We start from the raw sequence: 9,005 nt of genomic DNA on the forward strand, positions 1-9,005 counted from the left end.
TATCCTCAGTTAAATGTATGTTTTCTTCCTGTTAAATTGCCTAATTTAAGGCGCACTTTTATTAATCCTTAGGATACTATTATGTCTACAACTACAACTGGTACAGTTAAATTTTTCAACGAAGCAAAAGGTTTTGGTTTCATCGAGCAGCAAGGCGGCGCTGACGTATTTGCTCATTTCAGTGCAATCACTGGCGATGGCTTCAAAACGCTTAACGAAGGTCAACGTGTATCGTTCGCGATTACTCAAGGCCCTAAAGGTCCTCAAGCAGAAAACATCGTTGTACTGTAACGACTGCTGAGTAGTACCTATTATCCAAAAGGGAGCTTTCGAGCTCCTTTTTTTGTGCCTAAAATAAATATTGCAAATAACAATCATTTTCATTAACATATGGTCATTGGCCTAAACTCTCTCCCTGGCTAATGTTCTCCCCAGCCAAGTGCTGGGGAATTTTTCTCTTCCTGAGTCATTTGACGCATCACTTTTCCTCAACTTGAATGAATAGTACTTATTTATAGTCTGGGGCTCCCTATGAAAGCAGACGAGAAAGTTGCCGTTGTTACTGGAGGCGGGCGAGGCATCGGTCGTGGTATCACGCTAAAGTTGTTAGATGCGGGATATAAAGTGCTTGTCGCTCAGCGAAAGGTGCTTGACCATGAACTTGCGCATAATTTTAATGTGACTTGGGTAGAAGTGGATTTATCCGATTTAGGCTCGACTGAAACGATAGCAGAGGCTGCGCAGGACTATTTTGGCGGTGCCAATCTTTTAGTTAATAACGCAGGTATGATGTTTGAGCAAAGCCTTGAGCATATGACTGAAGCCGAGTGGGAGCGTATGGCAATTATAAACGTACGCGCACCTGTTTTTTTAACCAAATCACTATTGCCACAGTTAAAAGCTAAGAGAAATGCCAGCGTTGTTAATATTGGCTCTATCGAGGGGGTGGCAGCAAACCCAGAGCATATCGCTTACTCTACAACAAAAGCAGGTGTGCATGGCATGACACGAGCCATGGCAGTGGATTTAGGCCAGTATCGAGTGCGTTGTAATGCAGTCGCTCCTGGCTGGATAGATACGGAGCTGAGTGAAAAGTATATAGCCTCACAGACAAATCCGACGAAAGCCCGTTCAAAGTTGTTGGCGCAACATCCTTTAGGAAGAACCGGTAAGCCCGAGGATATCGGTAATGCAGTGGCGTTTCTTGCGAGTGAGCAAGCTGAGTTTATTACAGGTCAGGTGCTGGTTGTGGATGGAGGGCGAACGGCAAAACTACCTTTGCCGTTTTAGTGGCGAGTTAGTCGAAACAAGCTTTAAGACCCTCCTGATAAGAGGTGATTGAAAACTCTGGAAATCGCGCCTTGAATTTATCGGATATAAAAACGTTATCGACTTGATAGCGCGGCATTAATTCTTGTGCGTCGCGCAGCGTTTTGCTAAAAACGCTCGCCAATTTTAGTTGCCAAGGTTTCACTATTGAGTAGCGGTAGGGCTTTTGTGTGATCGTTTCAATCGTTTCAACCATGCCGCGATAGGTTAAACGGTTATCGTCACAAGGTAAGTGCCAGGTTTGGTCAAAGGCATCGGGCGTATTGCCCAGCAGTGCCAAGGCGCGACTGGCGTCTGGCGTGTAGATAAGGGAGCGTTGTGTGTCATCCCTTAAAAAGACCCGTGCCTTTTTACCGCGTTTGAGCGGCTCAATTAGGGTCGACTGAGTGATACTTTGAGTTTTCTCGGGTCCGTAGAATTCCGGTGCGCGTGCAATCAGCGCAACGATATCTTTTTCTGTTTGCGCACAGATTAACTCTTGGGCGATGTCTGCGCGCACTTGACCCTTTCTACCGTGAGGCTCGAAGAGAATATCTTCAGTTTGAGGCTCGGCCGTTTGCGGATACATATAAGTATTATCAAAAAATACGAGCTTCGCGTCGTGTGCTTTGCAGGCATCGATGACATTGCGCATGATCACGGGCCATTGTTGCTCCCAGCGTTCTGTATCCATAGGCAAGCCCGCAGTGAGGTAGACGACTGATGAGCCCTCGACGGCACGCGCCGTTTGTTGGGCATTCAACAGGTCTGCACTCAAGGTACTATCGGTTGGATTTACTTTGGCTGGGTTGCGACTGACGATACGAATGTCAGTGGTGTAATTACGGTGAAGAGCCCGTGCCAGTTCGATACCGATTTGTCCGCTGGCGCCCAAAATTGTTTGCATACGAAAGAGTTACCGCTGCGTGTTTTAAATTATGGGACTAGCCTATCAAAAGGTTTCGAACACGTCTTACTTAATCATTAGGCAAGGCGTATATCTGTCTCCATAAGCTGTTCAAAGCTCTGTGGTTTGTGTAACAAAAAGCCTTGAACTTGATCGATACCTAACTCACGAATGCAGTCGAGTGTACGTTGATCTTCAACACCTTCAGCAACCGTTTTCATGTGCAAAGTACGGGCTATTTCAGCGGTCGACTTAGCAAATGAATGTTCGCTGATATCGTGAATATTCTGAATAAATGATTTATCGAGTTTTACCTCATCAAAAGGCGCAGTGGTGAGCCTCGCAGCATTAGAGAGTCCTGTTCCATAATCGTCTATCGACAGTCGCGCACCTTTACCCTTAATGAGTAGTAGGTTTCTTGAAACACTCGAGCGAGTCGAATAGAGCTCATTTTCGGTAAGTTCAAACATCAGCCTTGGATGAGCGATAGGGGCGTCGTTCATGAATGCCTTAAATTGCTCAGAAAAACTGGCTTCGCTAAGCTCCTTTGCTGACAAGTTGACTGCGAGGTTAGCCTCGGAGTAACGAGCAAAAAGCGCATGATGATTTTGTAATGAGTTGCTTAAGGTTGAGCGGGTTAAATGCGTCCAAAGCCCACGTTCATGAATCACGTCGAACACTTCGTTGAGTGGAATGGGCTTATCGTCGTGAATTAATCGGGCTAATGCTTCAAAGGCAACCAGTTCAAGTGAGTCACTTCGAAACTGAGCTTGATAATAGACGGTCATTTTTCCCGAAGTGACGAGCTCCTCTATCAAATCTTGATCATAAGAAGCATCTGGCTTTTTGGAGCGCTGACGTGAGTCTGTACTATGTCGACAAACCCATTCAAGTGCTTGTTCGGTACTTTCGCGCCCGTTCACGATGTAGGCATCGAGCCCATAGGAGGTCAATACTTTGTGCATCAGAGTATCTTGTCGTTTGTCGAAAGCCTCTGAGAGAACATAAACTAAGCCTTGAAACTTCTGCTCCTTGAGGTGTTCACAAATATCGAGCAAAAGAGTCATGGAGCTTTTCAATTCAAGCACGATACAGGCATTTGGCTGACTTTCAACAGAGTCAAGCTGCAGCGGTTTAACTGTCAGGTTAAGGGTATGGTTGCAAAGACGCTCAAACCTGTCGGACGCCGAATCTGAAAAAATAAAATACATTGATTGCTCTTAAATTATAATGACCATTCTATAAATGTATGTTTTATCATATAAAATAAAGTGATACCAAGTTTGTGACGTCAATTGACACCGGTTGTGTTCAACGCCCAATTGTAGTCGGTATACCGAATCGGTAATTTTGAATGCGTCAATGATTTCGCATCAGACGCAGAGTCCGTGAGTGCATCAGAATAATGACGTAAAAACGTGTGTATACCGTTGAAGTCATCCCCGTACCATTTGAATATTTTGGACAAATAGATCCCTGTTTCATCGATACCATTTTTATCGCGATCACTTAAAAACAGTCGGGTTTGGTTTTCGAGTTGCTCGTTTAATTGACTAGCCTGATAGGCCTCACTGCGTAACTTGGGACAACTGACAGCCGCGCAAACGAGCGCAAAATGAATGCGTGGCTCATTGAAATCGACGCGAATTTTTTTGTGCTCTAGCCAATCCAAGCTACGTTGTTTGCCGAGTAATTTAAAAAACGACTGCTCCCACGGACTCGTAAAAAAGCTACCCAAATCACGGATAGACTGTGCTTCCCCCCGATTAAACGCCTGTATATTGTCGGTAATTAATTTTATGGTAAACGCGTTGTAGGCATTAATTAAAAACGCCAATTGTTGGTCGGAATCCCAAGACGCGTACTGCGTTGGCGTGACCGCCGATAAATGGGCTAAATAGTCATCAACGCGTTTCGGTTGTTTAGCAATGGCTTGGTAATCAACCGCCGATTTACGTTGATTATCGAATACGACAACGTGGCGATTTAACACTTGATTGAGTAGCGCGTGGCTATGGTCAAAGGTTGATGAGATAGCCTTGGTACTCATGGACAGCGTGATTAAGAGTAGTCCGATGATACAGCGCAGATAACCAGTAAATAGTTGAGTTTTCATGATGCTCGCACGCACAAAAGAGTCTTGTACTCTCTTACGTGTTTTTGGCGGGAAAGTTTAAACAGCTCAGGTCATTGAGTGTGACCTGAGCTGTGTATTTTAGACTGTTACATTTAAATCAACGCTGATATTGCCGCGTGTTGCATTAGAGTAAGGACAGACTTGATGCGCTTTTTCTACGATGCGCTCGGCTTGCGCGAGCTCAAGTCCCGGTAAGTCGACATTAAGGGTCACTGCGATACCAAAACCCCCCTCGATTTGACCAATACCGACTTCGGCATCCACTTGTGTGTCCTCGGGGAGTTTGACCTTTTCTTGGCCACTCACAAATTTTAATGCACCGATAAAGCAAGCAGAGTAACCGGCTGCAAACAGTTGCTCGGGATTAGTGCCTTCGCCACCTGCGCCGCCTAGCGCTTTAGGTGTAGAAAGCTTAACGGCTAAGCGTCCATCATCTGATTTTGATTGACCGTCGCGGCCACCTGTCGATGAAGCACGTGCTGTGTAAAGAATATCCATAATGAAACCCTCTTATTGTTGGCTTAACTGTGACTGCACGATTATGTTATCGCAGTAATAGTTATTGCGATAACATAATAATTAGAACGTAGTAATCTAACTTATCGATTGCGTGACTAAGTAAGCTTATGAAGTTGCTTGCGCAATGATTCGAGGGTTTGTTTGAGTGTTAGGGCGTCATCAGCATCTAAACGCGATGCGCAAAAAACTTGCTCAGGAATCCCCTGAACTTTATCTTTCAGTTGTTTACCCTTTGTCGTGAGGTAGAGGTGTTTTTGACGTTCATCGGAGTCACTCGCTTGTCGAGTTAATAACCCACGCTGTTCAAGGCGTTTGACGACTGGACTCAGAGCACCTTTTTCTTGAAACAGCTTGCGGCTCACTTGGGTCACGGTGATGCCATCTTGCTCCCACAACAGCAGCATAATGAGATACTGGACGTACGTCAGATCGACTTTATCGAGCAGCGGCTTATACAGCTTATTCATGGCTAGGGACGTGGAGTAAAGCGCAAAGCACAGTTGGTTATCTAATTTTAACGATGCATCATCCGGTGCCTTGGGCATAAATCACTCCTTGTTCTCTCTCTCGTTATCATACGGCATGCCAGGGTTGAGGCAAGCCGACTATCTATAATTTATGACCGCCACAAACTCAGTTTTACCTGAATAACGATTGATGTAACTATGCGGTTGGGCGGCGTCAAAGCGATACGCTTCACCTGCTTTGATGGTTACCTGTGTTTCGCCTACTACAATATCGAGTCTGCCCGACTGTACATACAACGTTTCGAAAGTGCCGCGGCGGTGGGCGTCGGAGTGGCTCTGTGCCCCTTCAGCCATGCACAATTTGTACACCTCTTGCTGGGTCTGAGGATCAAATGCCAGCAGACGCTCGACTTGAATACGCTCATGCGCAAAGTCAAATGTCATGGGCTGCTGCTCATCGTTGAGTAACCATGACAGAGATACATTGAAACCAGTAGCCAACTTCCAAAGCGTCGCGAGTGTGGGCGAGGACTCTTGCCGCTCGATTTGTCCAAGCATGGCCTTGCTGACACCGGTATGTTCGGCGCAGGCTGTTAAGCTCCAACCCTTATCTTTGCGCAGTTTTTTTAATCGGCGCGCCACAGTGTGATGATTATTTTGCATGATTTATCAAATGTTTATGGTTAAGTGTTTGTGCGTTATAACGCACGCTGTTATCTTATGATTAACTTTGTACGTTATAACGCACTATGGGGCATTAAGAAACACCATGATTCGTTTACTGAGCCAAGTATCAGCAGGCGCGACTGCTGTCTTTGTCGGTTATAGCAGTGCTGTTGTACTGATACTCGAAGCAGCATCGCAACTGGACTCATCGCCCGCACTGCAAAGTGCCTGGTTGCTAGCCGTTGGGCTGGCGATGGGCATTTCAACGATCGCTTTATCGTTATATTACAAAGCTCCCGTACTGACGGCTTGGTCAACACCGGGCATCGCGCTGCTGATTGGCTCACTCAGTGGTTTAACGGTGGCTGAGGCGGTCGGGGTTTTTGTTTTTTCCTCTAGTTTGATTGTTGTGTTTGGAGTTAGTGGTCTTGCTGACCGGATGATGAAATGGGTGCCTAGTCATGTTGCGGCGGCTATTTTGGCAGGCATACTTCTTAAGTTTGTGAGTGCAATTCTGCCAGCGCTTATTTCGTTTCCTATTATCGCGGGTGGTCTCATCATCATTTACTTTATCTGCCGTGCGTATACACCGCGATGGGTCTTTTTGTGGTTATTGCTGGCGGCTATCACATTACCGTTTTTTACGGGCAAGCTTAATGAGCAATCGCTAATGGTGGAAGCACCGCAGTGGATTTGGGTGTGGCCCGACTTCAGCTGGCCTGCGCTCATTGGCGTTGGCATTCCGTTATGTGTCGTCACGATGGTTTCACAAAACGTTCCCGGCGTGATGATGCTGCGTGCCAATGGTTACGCACCGCCGACATCGCCACTTATCACAACCACCGGTTTAGCGGGGTTGCTACTGGCGCCGCTGGGCGCTTTTGCGATAAACCTCGCGGCAATTACCGCGGCGATTTGCCAAACAGAGGATGCAGACCCCGATCCGGCGCAGCGCTATAAAGCGGCAGTGGCTGCCGGAGGATTTTATATTCTGATGGGGCTTGCAGGATCACTTATCGTGAGCCTATTCATGATGATGCCGCAAGCGGCAACGGCCACGCTGGCTGGCTTAGCATTATTGCCGGTGATTACGCAGAATCTGCAACGCGCCTTTAGCAGTACATCAGGTGCTTATGCGGCGGCAATCGCGTTCATTGTTACTGTGGCTGATGTGTCATTTTTTAGTATCAGTAGTGCGTTTTGGGGTTTGCTAGTGGGCTGTGTCGTGGCATTTCTATCTGAACGTACACATCGTATTTAGTTACATTTTAACAATGACTCAACATTATGTGATGTGCGATGATACAACGCATAATAATCATCAGATAATCAGCTATGAGCCGCGTTTTATTTGTTTTTTCTTTTATTGTTTTATTCGTTACCGGGTGTACCTCGAATACTATTCAAGTGATTAATTCGGAACAACAAATAGAGCATCCGAATGACCATCGTTTTGAAAACCTAGATCCCGGTGAAAAACAGTATCCTGCTACGTGTGAAACGGACTGCTACCGTGAGCGTGCCGATATTCAATGCACTGATGAAGCCTGCCGTTACACGGGACCTTATTTACAATCTTCATATGATGAAGCCTTTAAAGTAACGTGGTTCGGGCATGCGCTTTTTCAAATTGAAACACCGAGTGATGCGACGATAATCACCGATCCCGTTTTTGATGAATTTGATTGGCCTATTAATTGGTTGCACGCTTGGTTTAATGGTCAGTACCGTTCTCATCTGCCGAATTTATCGGTTGAACAGGTCAGTCAAGCCGACGCTGTTTTATACTCCCACCTGCATTATGATCACTTTAATAAATCGGATGTCGAGTCCATAGGTGACCATCCTAGCTATCGTGTGCCATTGCGTATGGGGGAAAAATTCCCTGCAATAGGGGCACATATTACCGAAATGGGTTGGTTTTCTGAGGACACATTGAGTAATCAAACGCGGGGTACGACTATTACCGCGTTACCCGCTCATCATTTTAGTAGTCGTACCTACGTTCCATTTATATATGAAGATAATGAGCGCGTTTCATGGAATGGTTGGTTGATCGAGAGTCAAGGTAAAACATTATTTTATGCGGGTGACACCGGCTATTCTGAGCACTTTCGTGATATCCACGAGCGCTATGGTGCAATCGACGTTTGCTTACTCCCGATTGCTTCCTATTATTCGCCGACCAGCCCTAAGTGGTATCGCTATGTGCATATGACGCCTGAGGATGCCATTACTGCTGCCAATGAACTCGAGTGCCAAGTTATGATTCCGTGGGGCTATGGTAATGCCAGTTGGGGAATGGGCGATGTGTCTTCACATTCAGCGCTAACACGCTTCTTGAATATGCTTGAAGTGATACCGCTCAAAGCCAAAGTCATCGTGCTTGATGAGCATGTGTCAGCAAGGTGACAGTGGCCTGTCGTATGCCTGACATATGACTGCCACGCGCCTGGCGTAGGCACTTCTGCATTCGACTGCTCATTCGACTGCTAGTGTTCTTCCTGCAATAAGGCGATTAAAGGATATTTCACATGAAAGGGTCATTACTAAAAAAATTACACTTAAATTTTGCATTTAAGTTTGAGTACGAAGGGCATGTTATTGAAGCACGTGCCAGTGGGATTTCAGCGAAAGAAGAAGTATTTGTTGATGGCGAGTGCGTAAGTAGTCGACGCAATTTTGGCTTATCAAGCACTCACGAATTTTTGATTGAGGACGAGACATTTAAAGTACATTTTGATGTAGGTGGCTTTTTATTATCAACCATTCGTTGCGACTTATTGTTGGGTGACGATGTGGTTCGCACCGAGTCGCAATCGTCGTTAAAGGGCCAAAAAGGCTCATGGAAACTGATTTTATCGTTCTTTGTGATTGGTTTGGCGGCTGGCTTTTTGAGCGCAAAGCTGGCGCTTTGGTTGCTGGGGTAGGTTATGCGTATCAATCAAGACAAAGTGATCGCCTGTCGCTCGCAATGGGACTGGACGCAACAACAACTCGC

The 9,005-nt window shown here is 46.0% G+C and carries 11 protein-coding genes; 5 read left to right on the forward strand and 6 right to left on the reverse strand.

Annotation, left to right across the window (positions count from 1 at the left end; all coding sequences use genetic code 11):
- Nucleotides 1-81: 81 nt before the first annotated feature.
- Both B2X00_RS10715 and B2X00_RS10720 read left to right on the forward strand, forming a co-directional pair.
- On the forward strand, nt 82-291 hold the full coding sequence (locus B2X00_RS10715; RefSeq protein WP_290487539.1) for a cold-shock protein: 210 nt from the start codon (nt 82-84) through the stop codon (nt 289-291).
- A 240-nt stretch (nt 292-531) separates the two neighbouring features.
- The gene (locus B2X00_RS10720; protein WP_290487540.1) at nt 532-1,290 is read left to right on the forward strand and encodes an SDR family NAD(P)-dependent oxidoreductase; all 759 of its coding nucleotides are present in this window, start codon (nt 532-534) and stop codon (nt 1,288-1,290) included.
- Between the two features lie 7 nt (nt 1,291-1,297).
- Here B2X00_RS10720 and B2X00_RS10725 read toward each other — a convergent pair whose 3' ends face one another.
- The 6 genes from B2X00_RS10725 to B2X00_RS10750 form a co-directional block, all read right to left on the reverse strand.
- Nucleotides 1,298-2,215, reverse strand: coding sequence for an NAD-dependent epimerase/dehydratase family protein (locus B2X00_RS10725; RefSeq protein ID WP_290487542.1), 918 nt, complete (start codon nt 2,213-2,215; stop codon nt 1,298-1,300).
- Between the two features lie 77 nt (nt 2,216-2,292).
- Nucleotides 2,293-3,282, reverse strand: coding sequence for an EAL domain-containing protein (locus tag B2X00_RS10730; protein ID WP_290487544.1), 990 nt, complete (start codon nt 3,280-3,282; stop codon nt 2,293-2,295).
- A gap of 224 nt (nt 3,283-3,506) precedes the next feature.
- Nucleotides 3,507-4,331, reverse strand: a complete 825-nt coding sequence (locus tag B2X00_RS10735; protein ID WP_290487546.1) for a DUF547 domain-containing protein — start codon at nt 4,329-4,331, stop codon at nt 3,507-3,509.
- Nucleotides 4,332-4,430: 99 nt separating this feature from the next.
- Nucleotides 4,431-4,850 (reverse strand): organic hydroperoxide resistance protein, encoded by a 420-nt coding sequence (locus tag B2X00_RS10740; RefSeq protein WP_286682440.1) that lies wholly within the window; start codon nt 4,848-4,850, stop codon nt 4,431-4,433.
- 116 nt (nt 4,851-4,966) lie between these two features.
- A complete protein-coding gene (locus B2X00_RS10745) occupies nt 4,967-5,416 on the reverse strand; it encodes a MarR family winged helix-turn-helix transcriptional regulator (protein WP_290487548.1) in 450 nt (149 codons plus the stop codon).
- Between the two features lie 60 nt (nt 5,417-5,476).
- Nucleotides 5,477-6,001: a helix-turn-helix domain-containing protein gene (locus B2X00_RS10750; protein ID WP_290487549.1), complete on the reverse strand. Its 525-nt coding sequence runs from the start codon at nt 5,999-6,001 to the stop codon at nt 5,477-5,479.
- A gap of 67 nt (nt 6,002-6,068) precedes the next feature.
- On the opposite strand from B2X00_RS10750, the gene B2X00_RS10755 reads away from it, so the two are divergent.
- The 3 genes from B2X00_RS10755 to B2X00_RS10765 all read left to right on the forward strand — a co-directional run bounded on the left by B2X00_RS10755 (nt 6,069) and on the right by B2X00_RS10765 (nt 8,934).
- Nucleotides 6,069-7,265: a benzoate/H(+) symporter BenE family transporter gene (locus B2X00_RS10755; protein ID WP_290487550.1), complete on the forward strand. Its 1,197-nt coding sequence runs from the start codon at nt 6,069-6,071 to the stop codon at nt 7,263-7,265.
- Between the two features lie 74 nt (nt 7,266-7,339).
- Nucleotides 7,340-8,416 carry an MBL fold metallo-hydrolase gene (locus B2X00_RS10760; protein WP_290487552.1) on the forward strand — a complete coding sequence of 359 codons (1,077 nt, stop codon included), beginning with the start codon at nt 7,340-7,342 and terminating at the stop codon, nt 8,414-8,416.
- 122 nt (nt 8,417-8,538) lie between these two features.
- Nucleotides 8,539-8,934, forward strand: coding sequence for a hypothetical protein (locus B2X00_RS10765; protein WP_290487553.1), 396 nt, complete (start codon nt 8,539-8,541; stop codon nt 8,932-8,934).
- Nucleotides 8,935-9,005 lie beyond the last annotated feature (71 nt).

Origin of the sequence: Idiomarina sp. UBA3162, assembly GCF_002364475.1 — a bacterium.
In the GTDB taxonomy this organism is placed as follows: Bacteria; Pseudomonadota; Gammaproteobacteria; order Enterobacterales; family Alteromonadaceae; genus Idiomarina.

Bases quoted from the DNA above. Each gene is read 5' to 3' on its own strand.
- B2X00_RS10760 (WP_290487552.1), top strand. From the start codon at position 7,340: ATGAGCCGCGTTTTATTTGTTTTTTCTTTTATTGTTTTATTCGTTACC.
- B2X00_RS10720 (WP_290487540.1), top strand. From the start codon at position 532: ATGAAAGCAGACGAGAAAGTTGCCGTTGTTACTGGAGGCGGGCGAGGC.
- B2X00_RS10750 (WP_290487549.1), bottom strand. From the start codon at position 6,001: ATGCAAAATAATCATCACACTGTGGCGCGCCGATTAAAAAAACTGCGC.
- B2X00_RS10735 (WP_290487546.1), bottom strand. From the start codon at position 4,331: ATGAAAACTCAACTATTTACTGGTTATCTGCGCTGTATCATCGGACTA.
- B2X00_RS10730 (WP_290487544.1), bottom strand. From the start codon at position 3,282: ATGACTCTTTTGCTCGATATTTGTGAACACCTCAAGGAGCAGAAGTTT.
- B2X00_RS10715 (WP_290487539.1), top strand. From the start codon at position 82: ATGTCTACAACTACAACTGGTACAGTTAAATTTTTCAACGAAGCAAAA.
- B2X00_RS10740 (WP_286682440.1), bottom strand. From the start codon at position 4,850: ATGGATATTCTTTACACAGCACGTGCTTCATCGACAGGTGGCCGCGAC.
- B2X00_RS10765 (WP_290487553.1), top strand. From the start codon at position 8,539: ATGAAAGGGTCATTACTAAAAAAATTACACTTAAATTTTGCATTTAAG.
- B2X00_RS10725 (WP_290487542.1), bottom strand. From the start codon at position 2,215: ATGCAAACAATTTTGGGCGCCAGCGGACAAATCGGTATCGAACTGGCA.
- B2X00_RS10745 (WP_290487548.1), bottom strand. From the start codon at position 5,416: ATGCCCAAGGCACCGGATGATGCATCGTTAAAATTAGATAACCAACTG.